General features: G+C 48.3%; 13 protein-coding genes. 6 read left to right on the top strand and 7 right to left on the bottom strand.

Features of this window, described 5'->3' with window-relative positions:
• Positions 1-133 precede the first annotated feature (133 nt).
• Positions 134-700: a peptidylprolyl isomerase gene (locus R3B84_12880; GenBank protein ID MEZ6141459.1), complete on the bottom strand. Its 567-nt coding sequence runs from the start codon at positions 698-700 to the stop codon at positions 134-136.
• Between the two features lie 91 nt (positions 701-791).
• Between R3B84_12880 and R3B84_12875 the strand changes: the two genes are divergently transcribed.
• Positions 792-2,726: an alpha/beta hydrolase-fold protein gene (locus tag R3B84_12875; protein MEZ6141458.1), complete on the top strand. Its 1,935-nt coding sequence runs from the start codon at positions 792-794 to the stop codon at positions 2,724-2,726.
• Positions 2,727-2,809: 83 nt separating this feature from the next.
• The gene (locus tag R3B84_12870; protein ID MEZ6141457.1) at positions 2,810-3,697 is read left to right on the top strand and encodes a response regulator; all 888 of its coding nucleotides are present in this window, start codon (positions 2,810-2,812) and stop codon (positions 3,695-3,697) included.
• Here the strand turns inward: R3B84_12870 and R3B84_12865 are convergent.
• The 6 genes from R3B84_12865 to R3B84_12840 all read right to left on the bottom strand — a co-directional run bounded on the left by R3B84_12865 (position 3,666) and on the right by R3B84_12840 (position 12,891).
• Positions 3,666-4,721, bottom strand: coding sequence for a chemotaxis protein CheB (locus R3B84_12865; GenBank protein ID MEZ6141456.1), 1,056 nt, complete (start codon positions 4,719-4,721; stop codon positions 3,666-3,668). The two genes, R3B84_12870 and R3B84_12865, sit on opposite strands and share 32 nt — an antisense overlap.
• 110 nt (positions 4,722-4,831) lie before the next feature.
• Positions 4,832-7,660 (bottom strand): hybrid sensor histidine kinase/response regulator, encoded by a 2,829-nt coding sequence (locus tag R3B84_12860; GenBank protein ID MEZ6141455.1) that lies wholly within the window; start codon positions 7,658-7,660, stop codon positions 4,832-4,834.
• Positions 7,657-9,285 (bottom strand): CheR family methyltransferase, encoded by a 1,629-nt coding sequence (locus R3B84_12855; protein MEZ6141454.1) that lies wholly within the window; start codon positions 9,283-9,285, stop codon positions 7,657-7,659. The genes R3B84_12860 and R3B84_12855 overlap by 4 nt, the downstream gene beginning before the upstream one ends.
• Positions 9,282-9,749, bottom strand: coding sequence for a chemotaxis protein CheW (locus tag R3B84_12850; protein MEZ6141453.1), 468 nt, complete (start codon positions 9,747-9,749; stop codon positions 9,282-9,284). The genes R3B84_12855 and R3B84_12850 overlap by 4 nt, the downstream gene beginning before the upstream one ends.
• A 12-nt stretch (positions 9,750-9,761) precedes the next feature.
• Complete coding sequence (locus tag R3B84_12845) at positions 9,762-11,414, bottom strand: methyl-accepting chemotaxis protein (protein ID MEZ6141452.1); 1,653 nt, start codon at positions 11,412-11,414, stop codon at positions 9,762-9,764.
• 193 nt (positions 11,415-11,607) lie between these two features.
• Entirely contained in the window at positions 11,608-12,891 is a 1,284-nt protein-coding gene (locus R3B84_12840) for a lactate racemase domain-containing protein (protein ID MEZ6141451.1), read from the bottom strand.
• A gap of 178 nt (positions 12,892-13,069) precedes the next feature.
• On the opposite strand from R3B84_12840, the gene R3B84_12835 reads away from it, so the two are divergent.
• From R3B84_12835 to R3B84_12820, 4 genes are all read left to right on the top strand, one after another.
• The gene (locus R3B84_12835) at positions 13,070-14,569 is read left to right on the top strand and encodes a hypothetical protein (protein MEZ6141450.1); all 1,500 of its coding nucleotides are present in this window, start codon (positions 13,070-13,072) and stop codon (positions 14,567-14,569) included.
• Positions 14,570-14,684: 115 nt separating this feature from the next.
• Positions 14,685-15,566 (top strand): hypothetical protein, encoded by an 882-nt coding sequence (locus R3B84_12830; GenBank protein MEZ6141449.1) that lies wholly within the window; start codon positions 14,685-14,687, stop codon positions 15,564-15,566.
• Positions 15,567-15,637: 71 nt separating this feature from the next.
• Positions 15,638-15,925, top strand: a complete 288-nt coding sequence (locus R3B84_12825; protein MEZ6141448.1) for a hypothetical protein — start codon at positions 15,638-15,640, stop codon at positions 15,923-15,925.
• A 194-nt stretch (positions 15,926-16,119) separates the two neighbouring features.
• Entirely contained in the window at positions 16,120-16,512 is a 393-nt protein-coding gene (locus tag R3B84_12820) for a hypothetical protein (GenBank protein ID MEZ6141447.1), read from the top strand.
• Positions 16,513-16,576: the final 64 nt, after the last annotated feature.

The following is a 16,576-nucleotide window of genomic DNA, read 5'->3' as shown; positions in this document are numbered from 1 at the left end:
TTTTGGGCCGAATGACCAAGAAGAAAGTTAAAGCCTGAAATAAATGCAAAAATTACAAATCAAAACGGTTATATAGCACAATAGCTATAAAACATTATTGGCCTGAAAATGAAACTGATGCAACGAAGTGCGATTACTTGTGTACTTTAGCAGTCTTGATGACAACATTGTCTGCGGGGCATTGTGCAAGTGCACCACCCTTGTTTTGCAGTTTCACTTTGGCAATCGCATCCACCACATCCATGCCTTCGATTACACGTCCAAAAACGCAGTACCCGTGGCCGGAAGGTTCATTGGCTTTATCCAGGCCTTTGTTGTCCTTCAGATTGATGTAAAACTGCGAAGTGGCACTATCGGGGTCGCTGGTGCGAGCCATTGCCAGGGTGCCACGCACGTTGGAAAGACCATTTGAGGCTTCGTTTTTGATCGGCTTTTCGGTTTTCTTTTCTTTCCCTGCATCATCAAAGCCGCCAGCCTGAATCACGAAATCAGGCACCACGCGGTGGAAAATCAGGCCGTCGTAGTGCTTGCTATCCACATAAGCGAGGAAGTTCTTCACCGAAACCGGTGCTTTATCCTCAAACAATTCTACTTTGATCGTCCCTTTGTTGGTTTCCAGAACCACCACGGGATTTGCTGCTTCAGCCATTGAAACTCCGATGAATAACAGGAAGGTAGCCAACTTCAATTGAAAGTTCATTCTTCTCTCCTTGGAAGGTTTTCATATTTGGCATATTGTAGGGAATGAAACAACTACTCACACTACCAGTGGAGTGAAGGAACCTCTTCTTATGCGAATCCTGGCGTTGGTAACCCTGTTCCTGGTTCAAATTTCGTTATTCGCACAGGCGAAAAAAGGGCCGATTGCCCCACCTGATGCTGCCCAACTTGCTCAGATTGCCCAAAAAACCAAAATTCTGCGTGATCAGATCGACAAACTTCGCCCCACCGTGCCTGAAGTTTTACTGGCTGATCTGGAAATTTTTGCCAAAGCCAGTGAATGGCAAACTACTTACAAAGAATTTTTGGTCAAAGATGCGGGTAAACAACTTCTGGCCGTGCTGGATGCGGGAATTCAGCGTTGTGAGGAATACGGAAAGACATCTTCGGCAGCGTGGCTGATTCCCAAAGGTGAGAAAGTTGCCCGTGGGTACACGTCGCAGATCGATAAATCGGTGCAGCCATATGGAGTGACCTATCCGAAAGGTTACCCCACTGCCAAAAAAGAGTGGCATGTAGAAATTTTTCTGCATGGCCGCGATGGCAGTATCACCGAAACGAAAACGTTGTTCAATCATATCGGGAACAAACCCGCACCTGCGAATCAAGACTATATCGAGCTGCACATCCATGGACGTGGCAACAATGCCTTTCGGTGGGCTGGTGAAACCGATGTTTTTGAAGCATTTGAGCATTTTCTAGCCACGGAAGCGTTATCGCAACGCAGGGTGATCAATCGCAAGAAAACCGTCATCAAAGGGTTTTCAATGGGCGGTGCAGGAACGTGGCACCTTGGCTTGCATCACCCCAGCAAATTCTGTGTGATGCAGCCGGGCGCGGGCTTTACTTCGACGCACGGCTACATTGGCAATTTGCCCGCCGAGTTGCCATATCCACAGGAAGAAACGCTGCGAATCTATGATGCGGTAAACTACGCCGAAAATGTGCGGCTGATCCCAATCGTTGCCTACAGTGGGGAAATCGACAAGCAGCGTCAGGCGGCAGTGAATATTGAAGAAATTCTGACGAAAAAGAAGATCCCGGGCATGACGCACCTTATTGGGCCTGGGTTAGAGCATAAGTTTCCACCGGAATGGGTGGCAAAAGCACGCACGGAAATGGCACCATTTATCTCTAAAGGACGCGAACTACTGCCTAAGAAGGTCCAGTTTGTTACCTACACGCTGAAATATCCCCACGCCGAGTGGATCACGCTGATGCGGTTGGAAAAACATTACCAGAAAGCTCAAGTGGATGCTGAATTGACAGAAAACCAGATCAACGTACAAGTGCAGAATGTCGCCGCATTTATGCTGAATTTCCCCACCAAGGTGGGGGTGGTAAACCTTGCAATTAATGGTCAGAAACTGCAAATCGAACCGGGGTTACTTTGTTTCCAGAAAACTGGTGAGAAGTGGCAACAGGTGCAGAAATTACCCACTGGTAAAAGGGCAGGATTGCAGGGCCCGATTGACGATGCCTTCACCAGCAAGTTTCTGTGCGTGATTGGTACCGGCAAACCACTCAACGAAACGGCCCACCGTGCGGCGATGGCGCAATTGGATCGATTCCAGAAAGAATGGAAAAAATGGATGCGGGGCGAACTTCCGGTAGTCAAGGATAACGAACTGACGGAGAAATTATTAGAACAGCAACCGAACTTGATTTTGTTTGGCGATCCGGGTTCCAACAGCTGGATTAGAAAATTTGCCAACCCCCAGCTCCAGTGGGATGAAAAAGGCATCAAAATTGCTGGTAAGTCCTTCGATAGTAGTCACTTACCAATGATGATCTATCCTAATCCGGAAACGAAAAGCAGTTACATTGTTCTCAACAGTGGGCATACATTCCACGAGGCTGATTTTAAAGGCACGAACGCCCTGCTTTACCCAAGGTTGGGTGATTATGCCGTATTTTTTCCAAAACCCACTGCAAATGATGCCACTGGTGGGGAAGTTTTGTTGAACGGCCTGATGAATGAACAATGGCAGATTCCTGGCAAATAAATGAACGCCTGGTGAAAAACTCACGTATAATATTTTGATTGATCAACTGTCGATATATCATCTATTTGGGAACGGTGAATCGGATGGCCAACATTCTCGTTGTGGAAGACAGCCCCACGCAGGCAGCCAGCATACAGCAGCAGTTAGAAACATTGGGCCACACGGTCAGACTTGCAGAAACTGCAGAAATCGGCCTGGAACTGCTTGCGAAAGAGCTGCCTGATCTGTTGCTTACCGACATGAACCTTCCCGGTATCAGTGGGATGGATCTGATTGAGGAAGTTTCGCGGCAATATCCCAAATTACCACCCATTCTAATGACAAGTCAGGGGAATGAAGATATTGCCGTCGATGCCCTGCGGAAGGGTGCAGTCAGCTATATTCCCAAACGCCGGCTGGATATCGATTTACCCCCCACTATTCAGTCGATTGTGGGTTCCAGTCGACTCGATCGACGCCACCAGCAACTAATGGCGTGCTGCCAGCAGTACGAAAACCTTTTTGTCATTGGCAACGAAACCCACTTGATCCCTGCATTTATAAGTTATGTTGGTGATTTACTTGCTGGTTTACGTTTCACCGATGATAAAACGATTACACGAATGGGAATTGCGTTAACAGAATGTCTCGATAACGCCTTACACCATGGGAACTTAGAGCTCAAATCGGAATTGCGGGAAGGTGACGGTACTGCATGGCGGGAAGAAGGTGCCAGGCGGATGCGAACCGCCCCGTACAAAGATAGAAGGATTTTTATTACTGCACGCGTATCGCGAAAATCAGCCACGTTCATCATTCGGGATGAAGGGCCAGGTTTTGATGTCAGCAAACTGCCCGACCCCACCGATCCAAGTAATCTGGAAAAATGCAGTGGACGTGGGATTCTGCTGATGCGGGCCTTCATGGATGATGCACGCTACAACAGCAAAGGTAATGAAATTACCCTTGTGAAGAGTTGGAAGCCGGAATAAGCCGGGTGCGTGCCGATTGGATTGCCAGTGGAATATCGTTCAAGGCCAAAATTTCACGTGCTGCCTGAATTTCTGCTGCCGCCTGGGGCATTCCATATACCACACTGGACGTTTTATCCTGCGTGATCGTATGCCAGCCCGCTTTACGGAGTTTCAACAAGCCATCTGCACCATCTCGCCCCATACCTGTCAGCAGCACACCAATCCCCAGCCCGGTCCAATTGGTTGCCAGACTGGTAAATAACTCGTTGATCGACGGCCGATAGGCGTAATCTTTGGGCTGTGGGGAATAATAAAATCGCCCGTTGGCATCAACATTCAGGTGTTCATCTGAATGAGCAACATACACTACATTAGGTTCTACGGGTTTTCCACTTTCTGCAAGAGTTACCGGCAGTACAGAAACAGATCGCAGGGTTTCCACAAGGCTGTGCACAAAATCGGGAGCAATATGCAGTGCCACTACCACCGGCATCCCCAGCAGTGGGGGAAGATTTCGCAGAATTGTCTGCAGAGCCTGTGGCCCACCCGTCGATGCACCGATTGCCAACAAGGGTGGATGCCCTGGAAACCGCTTTCCGAATGCATTTCCGAAAGGTGGCGTGTTGGTCAACAGCACCGTTTCAGCAGGCTTTCCAGTAATTGCTATCTTCTGCAATCGTTGTTTCAAGCCATCGGTATCAACAAGTTCGCCGGTGGGCGACAAACGAGGGCGGTTGACGGCATCCTGAGCACCTGCCGCAAGTGCTTCGGTCACTTTCTGGAAATTACTGGATAAACTGGACGTGACGATCAGCACAATCGCGTGGGATTGAAGCTTGATTTTTTTCACTAACTCGATGCCATCGACACCCGCCAGCATCAGTTCCAGCAGAATAACATCAGGCGGATCGGTTTGGAGCATGCGCATAGCGGTGTTTCCATCGCTTGCCATCCATGCAAGCGAGCACCCATTCATACTGGAAACGGCCCGCTTCAGGACATCGCGGCCGAGCGATAAATCGTCAACAATCGCAACACGCATACAGAAATACTACTCTTCCAAACACAGGCGATCCATTCATTTTACACCAGAAGCATATGCGAGAGGGAAGCAGCTGCTACAGGAAGTGCTGGTCTAAAAAGTTTACAGATTTATCGACGCAAAATGTCTCGAACTGCATTAATGAACGATTTATCATGAAAACTACTTTTGGTGAGGTAATAATCTACGTCGAGATCGGCCCCACGCTGGCGATCTTCCGGGCGGTCTTTGTAGGAAACCATAATTACCGGCATTTTTTTCAGGCGTGGGTCATTACGCATTAACTGAACCACTTCGAAGCCGTTCATTCGTGGCATATCCACGTCAGAGATTACTAAATCATAGTCGCTGGATTGCAATCGATTCCAGCCGTCCTGCCCATCCACCGCCAGACTGACATCCAGGTCCAGTTCCTGCAGCATTTGTTTTTCCACTTCACGCACGGTCACGGAATCTTCAATCACCAGAACCCGCGTTCTGCCCACATTGGACCTGTGAGAGTTAATGGGTATGTTGACGGACGCAGTTGTTGCAGAGTTCAGGGCTTCTTGCGCGGAACGAATCATATCTTCTATGTCTGCGATTAAAATAGGGGAACCATCGTCCAGAATCGCTGCGGAATTGATGTTGGGGACCCTGCCCAGTCGGGAGTCGAGTGGACGCACCACTAAGTCCTGTTCGCCGGTAAAGGCGTCCACCACCAGGCCGTATTGACCTGATAAGTCGCTGATCAAGACCACAGACAACAATTCCGGGTAACGTGGGGGTGTTGAAAGGGCCAGAATTTGTGCCGCAGGTATCAACCCGATATTTTTACCATCAATGACTGCATATTGTGCCCCCTCTACAACCCGCACTTCGCTGATCGGCAATCTGACCAAACGATCAATCCGATTGTGCGGGAATGCGTACGGCTCACCGGCAATAATCACCAGCACCGCTCGAACCACGGACAAGGTAATTGGCAGTTGCAGGTGAAAAGTAGTCCCACGGCCCACATTGCTGGATAGTCGCAGGGTGCCGCCCACTTTCCGCACCATATCGCGGACAACATCCAGCCCCACACCACGTCCGGAATATTCGGAAACGGCACTGGCGGTGGAAAAACCTGGCAGAAACAGGAACTCCAGTAGTTCCTGTTCAGTCATCTCCGCTGCCATCTGCTGAGTTACCATCCCCTGCCGGACAATTTTCTCAGAAACTTTGCGGGTATCGATTCCTGGCCCATCATCTGCAAGGGTAATTTGCAGCAAACCTGCACGGTGGTGGGCATCAAGCAGGATCCGGCCTCGGGGCGATTTCCCTTTTTCTTCCCGCACATCGGGCGTTTCCATCCCGTGATCCATCGCATTCCGCAACATGTGCGTCAGTGGGGCTTCCAGTTGTTCCAGAATATCACGATCCACCGGCGTTGCATGCCCACGGATTTCCAGATCGACCAGTTTACCCAGCTTTTTGCACATGTCCCGCACCAGACGTGGGAAAGCGTGGACACCATCACCAAATGGTCGCATCCGGCTCGAAATTACTTCCCGATACAGGCGACTATTGAGATCATCTGCAGCAGATGCATGATCTTCGAACTCCCTGATCCTCAAACCCAGATTCATGCGATTTCTTGCCAGTTCGTTCCGACATTCCTGCCCCAGAACCTGCAACTGCAAGCTTTGTTCCCCACTGGAAAACCGGTGGAAAAATTCGTCCAGCTGGTTCGAAAGAATTTCCTGCTGCAAGCGAAGTTTGTTTAGTGCTGAAGAAAACGGCTGCAGCCAGCGTGCATGCACCAATGATTCCCCTGCCAGGGACATCAGCCGGCTCAAACTGGCAGAAGAAATGCGAATTGCTGCTTCCGGAATGTGCACTTTTGGTGCCTGTTTTTCATTTTCTGTGGGTCGAATCTCTCCCACATGCGGTGGGGAAACTGATGATGGCGCAACCACCGGTGGGCTGAGCGCAACTTCCTGCTGGGGAATAATTTCCGCAGAATTTGGAGCAGAAGATTCAGGGGCTGTGGGAACTGGGAGAGGTTTTCCAGCGATCCTGGCGGCAAAATCCGCTTCCAGTTGGCGAACTTTCGCAACAGATTCCATTTGCCAGCCAACCGCAGATGTGGGCGTGATCGTTGCCATGCTGGACAATAGATCGGTCGCTTCCAACAACGAATCAATGGCATTGGAATCCAGTCGCACCTTGCGGGCACCAGCAGCCACCAGCAAATCTTCCATATGGTGGGACAGGTCAACAGCCAGACTGAGATTCACGATTCGAGCCGCACCCTTTAAAGAGTGGGCAGCCCGCATCAGCGGTTCGATCAGTTTTCCATTGTCTGGTTCATTTTCCAGCAGCAAAATACCATCAGCCAACTGATTAGTGTGGAGAGCCACTTCATCCTGAAAAATGTGAAACAGGTTGGACTGGCAGTCGATTGTATCCGGTACAAAATCGCTGGGTGCATGAGTTGGAATCTGCACCGCGGGTGAAACTTCGGCTACTATTTCGGGTACTGGTTTACTGGTTTGTGTTTCGCTAATGGGTGGTATTGGTTCTACAGGCGTGCTTTTCAGCACCTGGAAACGATTTTCTATTTCACGCAACCAATCCCCCGCCTGATCGTGCCAGATCTGGAGGCCATCATCGTCGCGATCTGCAAGCCCACGCAGGGTATTCAGCACTTCATACAGAAGTGATTGTTGTTCTGGCATGCGGAATAATTGCTGCCAGTTTCCCACGTGAGACTGGATCAGTCGGCAACTATCAGCAATTGCATGGAAACCGACAATCTTTGACCCACCAATAATCGTGGCAAGTGCTTGATCAACCTGATTCTGAAAAGTGGTATCCTGCCGCTCGGGTGGCGTATCAATTCCGTCGAGCAGCACCTGTGATGCTGCCTGCAACTCTTCGCGAAATAACTCCAGCAATGGATTTTCTGCACTCATTGGATTGCTGTACTCAGAGCTTCAAAAACTCTGTCCTCATCGAGTAGCCCGGCACTTCGTTGATCCCAATGCAAGACACCTTTGGTAAATCTGGCTCCACGCTGACCAACAGTCAGTGGAAGGGAACTCAGGACTGATTTTGGAAATCGCCACACCCGATCAATTTCATCAGCCAGAAAAGCCCAGTATTCTTCCGGTTTTCGGCCAGTAACAATCAATCGACTACTGCCTGTAATGTGGGTTTCTCTCGAGTTACCAGCCAATCCCAGTAATTCTTCCATACGCACGGTCAGGTGCAATTCCCCGCGAATATTCAGCAAGCCTTCTAAAATCCCCCCACGGTGTGGAATGCGGTGGAATGGCTTCGGCGTAGTAATTTCCACCAGACTGCGTACCGGCCAGCCCAACCATTCGCTTCTCAGCCGAAAAATGAGAATGCTTTCCAGTGCTTCAGTTTCTTCAGTGGCTGGTTGGGAAAGTCGTTCCGACCATTCCTGCAAATAGCCTGCAGGTGGTCTGCCAGACAGAAAGGTGCGGCCCGCCTTCACATATACGGAACAATTCTGGCAGTGAATTTCCTGCACCAGGCGGGGGCATTGCTGATTTCCCCACACGCCAATCGAGTTCCAGCAATCACTGGGTGCATCCGTGGGATCGTGGTTCTCCAGCACTTCCAAAGATCTGGAACTCAGCCTGCGCTGGATTGCCGAACGTCGCACTGCCTGACTACTACCGTAGGATGAGGGCTTTGTTGACCGAAATGCCTCTTCAGCAGGCACTTGCGCTGATTCCACAGGTTTGACTGTGGATGATGAAGTGCTTGAACCCGATTTCTGAAAAATTCCTAATCGATTGCCATCGCTGGGTGCCCACGAAAAGGTCTTCAGTTCATTCGATTCCGCCTGACCAACGATCAGGAGGCCACCGTCTTTCAAATGGTCATACAGGTGTTTTGCTGCTTCACGACGTGCTTTCTGAGTAAGATAGATAAGCACATTTCGACAGAAAATCGCATCAAAATGAGATTCATCGCCCAGAAACAACGGGTCGAGTAGGCTGGTCTGGCGGAAATGCACCAATTTCTGCACGGCAGGTCGCAATTGCCAATGGTGGCTATCCAATTGCGTAAAATACATGTCCTTGACATCAGGGGTGGTTTCCCGAAAAGCAAAATCACCGTAGGTGGCACGCTGAGCAGTAAGGATACTGGACGCACTCAGATCGATGCCTAAGACCTGGAAGTGATCTCCCGTGATCCCTGCACGCAAGAGACTGATGGCAATGGAGTAGGGTTCTTCCCCACTGCTGCAACCTGCGGAAAGAATTCGATACGGGCGGGCAGGATGTAATTCGTGTATCTTTTTGGTGACAAATTGGGCAAAATGGTCGAAAACAGCTTTCTGCCGAAAAAACCACGATTCAGGGACCAGAATGCTATCCACAAATCTCATGAATTCGTTGGGATGCTCACGAAAGTGACGCACCAACTGGGGCTCGTCTTCAACCTGATATTGCTGCAGCAATTCCCCCACCCGTTGGGTGATGGCGTGCTCACCAAGTGCTTCGGGATTCAGTCCCAGTCGATTGATTAATAATTCATGAATGCTGTTGTTGGTGCTGCTCATGCGACCTCCTGAAAGCGAGACAGTTGATCCCGCATTGCGGTGGACAGCAGTTGGTTCACATGGGCAAGATTGAGAATCCCCACATCATCCAGAATGACCTTCCCAAGACTGGGCTGCGTACCAGCATCGGTTGGCAACTCCTTAAAATGCTTCGCATGGCTTTCTTCCATCGATGTGACATCAGAAACCTGTGCCGCCAACAGGCCCACGATCATAGAACGGCCCAGGTGGTCTGTTTCCACGAGAATAATTCGAGTCGACAGTCGTGAAGGGCAACTTTCCACGCCAAAAACCAGTGCCAGATCGACAATGGGAATGACATTGCCTCGAAAAATAATCACACCTGTCTGCCACGTGGCGGAAAAAGCGACCGGTCGTACGGGAATACACGGGATTACCTGAACAATCTGACGAATGTCCATGGCAATTCGATGCTCGCCGATTTGAAAAGTTACCACCAGCATGGCTGATCCTACTTAGACCTTGAATTGGCCAATTTCCTGATTAAGCATCTCAATGGCGTGTCGCAATTCTTCCGTCGATTGCTGAAACTGAACCAGTGAGTGGGAGGTATCTTTCGCCCCACCAGAGACGGTGACCATTGCCTCACTGATCTGCTGAGCACCGATCGTCTGGTTTTTCATCCCCTCGGTAATCGTTTTGAACCGTTCGGACAGCACGCGAACTTCATCAATAATTTCGGTGGTTTGCTGGTTAATCTGGCCCACCTTACCGACGCCACTTTGAACTTCGTCGCTGAACTGATCCATCTGCATCACACCAGCAGATACGGCATCCTGCATGTGGCGGACTATATTTTCGATATCCAAGGTAGCCACGGCTGTCTGATCTGCCAGGCGACGGATTTCACGTGCCACTACCAGAAAACCTCGTCCGTAATCCCCCGCTTTTTCCGCTTCAATTGCAGCGTTAATCGACAGCAGGTTCGTCTGGTCTGCCACTTTGGTGATGGTGGTGACTACCACATTAATGTTGTCGGCTTTTTCCCGAATCAATGACAATTTGGAAGAAATTGTGGAAGTCGAGTCCACTAGTTGGTGCATCGTTCGCTCCATAGTGCCCAACTGATTTCTGCCGGTATTTGCCAGCATCGCAGCATGATTCGCTCGGTCTGAAACATCATCCATCGTGCCAGACAGATCTATTGAGGTGGCGGAAATTTCCCGCACCGCTGCGGCGATCTGGGTGGTGGAACTGCCCAGTTGATGGACCGTTGATTCCTGCTTTTTAGCAGTGGAATTGATCTGGGACGAAGTCGACAACAATTTCACGCACGATTCACGAATGCTGACAACGATCCCCTGTATTTTCATAATCAAGTCATTGATCGCAGTGCCCAACTGGCCGATTTCATCATTCGATTTGACTTCGACGCGTGCCGTCAGATCGGCATCACCTCGGGCCATTGTGTTGACAGCATTGATCAGTTGTGTAATCGGTTGAACAATGCGACGAGTTGTCACCATACCTGCATATAGAATGGCAATAATCACAGCAGCATTTACAATCGCCATTGCAATCAGCCAGTTGGTGCTATTATCAGCAGCGTTTTCCTTTAGTTCTTCAGCAGTTGCAGTTGCTTGACGCACCATCTCATCTACTGCAACGCGATGTGCAACAAATTCGGGCCGCATCTTTTCACGAAACAATGTCGTGGCCTTGGCTCGATCCTCCCCACCTTTCAATACCAGTGGGACATATTCTTCACGTGCCAACCTGAAAAATTCTTTTGCAGGTTCGTGCAGTTCTTTCTTGATGATTTCCCGCTTGGGGCTGTCTGGGATAGCCTGCAGCCAGTAATTGCGTGCTTCCGTGTACGCTGCCTCATAATCTTTTAATTTTTCGATTTCCTTACGCACAAAGCTTTGGTCGGTGGCTAATTCCATTTCACTGATCAGAATGTACGCTTCTGAAATGTACAGAGAAGTTGGCTGTGAATCTGCCAGTAATTTTCGGGCTGCTTCACTGTCCTGTGAAATGGGACCGCTGACACGAAAACGCAGTGAAAAATACCACGAAAAGATCAGGATCAGAATATTGGCAGTCAGTGCAGTGATCAGCAGCATCAGCAGGCGAAACCGCACGCTGGTATTTTGGTTACGACTCATGATGTTACAGTTCTAATGAGAGTGATTTTCCTAGTTTACATTGGCGAAGCTGGGTAATTAAGGCAAAAAAGGAAAGAACTTTGGATTTTTCTAGTCAGTGGGGCGATACAATCGAACGGATTGTGCCGAACGACACAATCAAATTGTAATATAATCTATTTAAAATATAAATAATGTGATATAAAACAGATTGTTAGGCACCAAAACGGGCTTTGGTGCCCCACAAACCGAGGCCTGGGTTAGAAACAAAGAAAATTTCCTCTCCCCGCCAGCTGTTCCAACCATCCTTCAACTCCGTGGGGGGATATTGTGCCATCGCTGTGGCCAGATCCAGATAATTGAACCCCACGCCACGTATTTCATCTTCTGTTAGATATCCAGGACAGTAGGTAACACGGAATCGCCCTTCGCTGGAACCATGAATCAGGTGGGCGGCGGCAGACAAATTTTCTGCCAATTCCGGATGCGATTCCACTGCTTCCAATGTGGTGGAGGTGCCACGGTAGCCAAACTGCCGAATCAGACGATCAATTTCCGCATCTTCACCAAACATCCGCACACCGGGTGCCAGAATAATGAGCTCTCCCTCATCTGCAATTGCCATCCGCGTGCGATAGACAGCCTTATTCCCCAGCCAGGTCGATTTAAACTCTTCCGGTTCCAGATAAACCACCACTTTGTGGGGCTCTCGCTCCAGATAATTGATGTTCACTTCGCGTGCCAATTCCGCACCGCGGAGGTAGCATTCTTCATCGTCGCCAGCGAATAACCCGCGAGTAACAATCTTGCCCAGTACATCACGTCCTCGCACCGTCAGCAGATAATGGATAGGCAGATTGGTCGCAAATCGGCGGGAAGCATCGTTCAGCATATCCCGCACCGGCGTGCGTGCTCGCCCCATGATCCGTTCCATGCCATAGACCGCACCCAACCAGTGGGATTTGTTGATCAGGTCTTTTCCACCACATCCCACAAAAATGTTCTTATTGTGGTTGGCGATGCCGATCACTTCGTGGGGCACCAGTTGTCCAATGGAAATAATGGCATCCCACGGTTCTTGCGTAATTACTTTACTGAGAAGGACTTGCGCAGAAAAATGCAGTTTGTTTTCCGAAAGTTCCCGCACCCGCTCCGGTGGGATTTCACCGAGTGGATCCACATTGTTCCGCCAGTGGTGCACACGGAATCGATCGTCGGGAATCCCAGGGAACATGCGGTGCCGCTCTTCCTCGTTCATTTCTTCATGAGTGCCGAGTGCTGGCAACACAAAAACATCTGCACTACCGTGCAATAATTCAAATAACCGCACCGTCAGTGGGCCGGCACCGGAATGCCACCGGGTAATATCAGGTGGGATCAACAGCACACGCTTCAAGGGTTTGCTGCGTTGCAGATTCCCCAGCATCTGTTGGAGTAAATTTTCTGTAAGTTCCTGATCAATAACGGTTTCCGACGATCCTTCCGCAAAATGTAACATTGCCCAGCACTCCTGAATCCAGTGCAATTTAAGATACGAAGTGCCACCCACGAAAAGTGTTGCGATGATAAGTATGAAAATTAAATGAGAATTTGACGAGTACTGGAATGATTTGCATTTTCGAGCGAAACACCTCATAATAACCGCTTGTTCTCGCAACTGCCTTGGGGGAGAAATCATGCCATACGTTGTCGTTTGTCCAAATTGTTCCGCAAAGTTAAAATCGAACGCGGTTGTGCCCGCAGGCAGGCGAATTACCTGCCCAGCCTGCAAAACGATTATTGTGACGGAACACGATTCTCCCTCGGAAGAGGAATTGGCTGCACAAACAAAACCAGCACCAGCACCGAAGCCACGAAAACCCGTGGAAGAAGATGTTTTCGAACCGGAAATGGTGGACGACGACGAGATCATGGAGCCTGAATTAATCGACGACGATGAGCCTGCACCCAAAAAGAAGAAAAAACCTTCTGAGGCAGCATCGCAGTTCAATTTCGGCAGCAAGTCGGATGATGATCGGCCCAGCAAAAAGCGTTCGCGGGATGAAGACGAAGATGATGAAGACGACCGCCCACGGCGGAAGAAATCAAGTCGCGCGGCAGCAGATGAAGATGATGAGGATGATCGCCCACGAAAGAAAAAAGGGCGGGCAGCGTACGACGATGACGACGACTTTGAAGATGATGACCGCCCACGTGGAAAAAAAGGGCGGGCAGCGTACGACGATGACGACGACTTTGAAGATGATGACCGCCCACGTGGAAAATCAAAGAATAAATCCAAAACAAGAAAAAAAGGCGGCCTGAACCCGCTCGTCCTGATTGGTGGTGCAGTGGGTGGAGTACTGCTACTGGGCGGAATGGCTTTTCTGGCCTATTATCTGTTCTTCTCCGGTGGCGGCCCCGGCAGCGAAATCACCCGCTGGATGCCATTGGAAACAGAAAGCGTTAACTACACGAACTTAAAGAAAATCCGCGGCATTGATGCAATAAAAAACAAGGAGAAGTTTGAAGATTTGCCGCCAGGTCTTGGCGTGAAAGAAGAAGATATTGATGAAGTTTATGAAGTAGGTTGTAGGAATAGTGTTGGCAAGTTAGTGATTCTAAAGGGAAGCAGTAATCTCAGTGGGGAAGCTTGCAAAAAAGATAAGGCTACTGAAATAAAGCACAATGACCTTACATACTTTCGATTAAATGCAGGTGGTGGTTATGCTTACTTCCCGAAAACTGGATTTGGCGTAGTTGCTTCTAATGAAGGCACACTGAAACAATTAATGGATAAAGGATCCGAAGTGACAATCCCGGAAGACTTAAAAGAAGCATTTGATGAGATTAGTGGCTGTGACAGTTATCAAATAGCAGTTGGCCATTATGCAAAGGTATTAAGTCCTATGAAAGGGACAAGAAACACTACGTTTAACATTATGGCAATCGAATTTTCGAGCAGTTCGGCAAAACTCAAGTTTATCACGAATTTTACAACAACCGAAGAAGCTTCTGCTGCTGTAAAAGAAGGTGAAGAAAATATGGAAAAAGAAAAGAAAGGACTTGGAGCAGGCGAGCCCGACAAACAAAAACGTGAAATGGCGGAGAGTGCCTCGATTTCCAGGAGTGGCACCACAGTTACTTTCTCAGTAAGCATCCCGTACGATAGCCCAGCATTGGGTATATTCCGATAGGGCTGTCATTTGTGGTGGAGCATTTACCTGACTTGACTTACCAACAGTGAGTTAAGAACATTACAAGAATTCCAGCGGAGCGGAGTTTCCAGTGAAAGGATTTCTTACTACTACTTTGAAAATCGTTTCTGCCACAATATTTTTTGTAATCTGCTCAAACATTCCTGCTTACAGCGAAGAAAAAAAACTACTCCCGGGCGAGATTGATGTTACCCACTGGATGCCAACGGAAACATGTGAAGTATTTTACACAAGCCTGAAAAGAATCGCCGAAAACAAGGATCTGAAAGTCCTCCTAGAGAAATATCAAGCACTGATCCCTATGGAGTTGGGTATTTCCATCGAAAATGCCCACAGTTTGCTGAAAGCAAAATCGTCTGGTGATGTGGGGCATGTTACGATTATTCAGGGCGATAAAGCCATCAATGCAGAATCCTGCAAGAAACAGCAACCAAAAGAAGTGAAGTATGGCTTTTTTATGTACTACCAGTTGAAAAATGATGCTGGATTTGCACATTTTCCTGCGGACGGTACAGTCGTGCTTGCTGTAAACGAGAATACAATGCAACAATTACTCGATAACCCCAACAAATCCACCATTTCTGATGTTGTGAAGGCTGGACTTGCTCACGCACTGCCGTTTGATATTTTTGAGCTGTCCACAGGTCTGAGTGCAAAGAGATTTCTTGACCCAAAAGCGAACGAATTTTCTCTGACTACTTCCTTAAAAGGTACTCTCATTGGAGATAAGATTTGCATGATGGTACGAATCAGCACTTTTGATTCTGAAGATGATGCCAAAGAGATGCTCTCCGCTGCAGAAAAGGGACTCGAACAAGTATTACAGCCAGCTAAAGAGATGTTGGCTGATTCAAAGATCTCTGAGTTGGAACGAAAGCAGATTCAACAATTTTTGGAAGCTGCGAATGTTACAAGTAGCAACAAGACAATTACCACCAGGATGTTCATGCCTGTGAAAGCATTGCTTTATCCGTGAGTTGTTACCGACTTCCATAAAAGCGATTTGCCAAATCAAACTCTATGAATGAAGAGCAGGATTTTTAAAGTATGAACCCTCGAAGAATATTAATTTCTGTTACTGGCCTTGTCGTGGTTGCTGCCGTGGTTGCAACAGCCATCATTTACAATAGGAAAACAGATCAGCCTGTAGCTACCCAGCCAACAGTTACCACAATAGAACAGCTGTTCGACTGGATACCCGGGGATACTGTGGAGTTCAAATATGCTGATCTCCGCAAAATACGCGAAAACTCTTTTCTTTCCAAGAAACCACCCACTGGTACAAGACCACCGGCACACCTGTTGATTCCCGTTGAAGAAATGTATGAACAGTAGAAATATATACAAAGTCGGCCAGGCAAATCTACATCATCCTTGGCAGTTCCAAAATCAGTAGTGCTCTATACGAGCAACTCCAGGCACAGAAAATAACTTATCAGCAACATGTCTACTACAAAATTGATTCCAAAGATGCGTTTATCTTTTGCCCGAAAAATGGACTGGCTATTGCGACCAATGACGAAGCACTAATGAAAGAATTACTGGATGGTAACAAAAAAAATCCAATCAGCGAGGAATTAACAGAAGCAATTCGAAATGTTAAATACGGCGATGCGTATGAGATTGATCTGGGTAGCAATGCTGCCGACAATTGTTTTGGAGAACCTTTGACGAAGGCCAAGCCAGTCTATTGCATCCGCGATTCGAAAATTCTGGAAAGCCAGGTAAATATTCTGTTCATCACGTATTTTCGATCAGAAGAAGAATGCAAAACTGCTGAAAATGAAATGATTACAGTTAAACGAGAAAAACTCAGCGATGATTCAAACTCGGAAAGAACGAAGCAGTTTCTGGCGACAACAACAATTACCAGAGACAAACAGAAGATAGAAGTGGCCGCAATCCAACTTCTTGGTACTTGAATCGCAACTTTCCACTATCATTACAACTTAACTTTCTTCAATAAATTTTGTTACATTGAACATC

Origin of the sequence: Zavarzinella sp. (genome assembly GCA_041399155.1) — a bacterium.
GTDB lineage: Bacteria > Planctomycetota > Planctomycetia > Gemmatales > Gemmataceae > JAWKTI01.
Note: the sequence above shows the minus strand (reverse complement) of the source record. Positions and strands in the feature narration are given on the sequence as shown.

Excerpts from the sequence above, each read along its gene's own strand:
- R3B84_12880 (MEZ6141459.1), bottom strand. The coding sequence starts at position 700 with ATGAACTTTCAATTGAAGTTGGCTACCTTCCTGTTATTCATCGGAGTT.
- R3B84_12875 (MEZ6141458.1), top strand. The coding sequence starts at position 792 with ATGCGAATCCTGGCGTTGGTAACCCTGTTCCTGGTTCAAATTTCGTTA.
- R3B84_12870 (MEZ6141457.1), top strand. The coding sequence starts at position 2,810 with ATGGCCAACATTCTCGTTGTGGAAGACAGCCCCACGCAGGCAGCCAGC.
- R3B84_12865 (MEZ6141456.1), bottom strand. The coding sequence starts at position 4,721 with ATGCGTGTTGCGATTGTTGACGATTTATCGCTCGGCCGCGATGTCCTG.
- R3B84_12860 (MEZ6141455.1), bottom strand. The coding sequence starts at position 7,660 with ATGAGTGCAGAAAATCCATTGCTGGAGTTATTTCGCGAAGAGTTGCAG.
- R3B84_12855 (MEZ6141454.1), bottom strand. The coding sequence starts at position 9,285 with ATGAGCAGCACCAACAACAGCATTCATGAATTATTAATCAATCGACTG.
- R3B84_12850 (MEZ6141453.1), bottom strand. The coding sequence starts at position 9,749 with ATGCTGGTGGTAACTTTTCAAATCGGCGAGCATCGAATTGCCATGGAC.
- R3B84_12845 (MEZ6141452.1), bottom strand. The coding sequence starts at position 11,414 with ATGAGTCGTAACCAAAATACCAGCGTGCGGTTTCGCCTGCTGATGCTG.
- R3B84_12840 (MEZ6141451.1), bottom strand. The coding sequence starts at position 12,891 with ATGTTACATTTTGCGGAAGGATCGTCGGAAACCGTTATTGATCAGGAA.
- R3B84_12835 (MEZ6141450.1), top strand. The coding sequence starts at position 13,070 with ATGCCATACGTTGTCGTTTGTCCAAATTGTTCCGCAAAGTTAAAATCG.
- R3B84_12825 (MEZ6141448.1), top strand. The coding sequence starts at position 15,638 with ATGAACCCTCGAAGAATATTAATTTCTGTTACTGGCCTTGTCGTGGTT.
- R3B84_12820 (MEZ6141447.1), top strand. The coding sequence starts at position 16,120 with ATGAAAGAATTACTGGATGGTAACAAAAAAAATCCAATCAGCGAGGAA.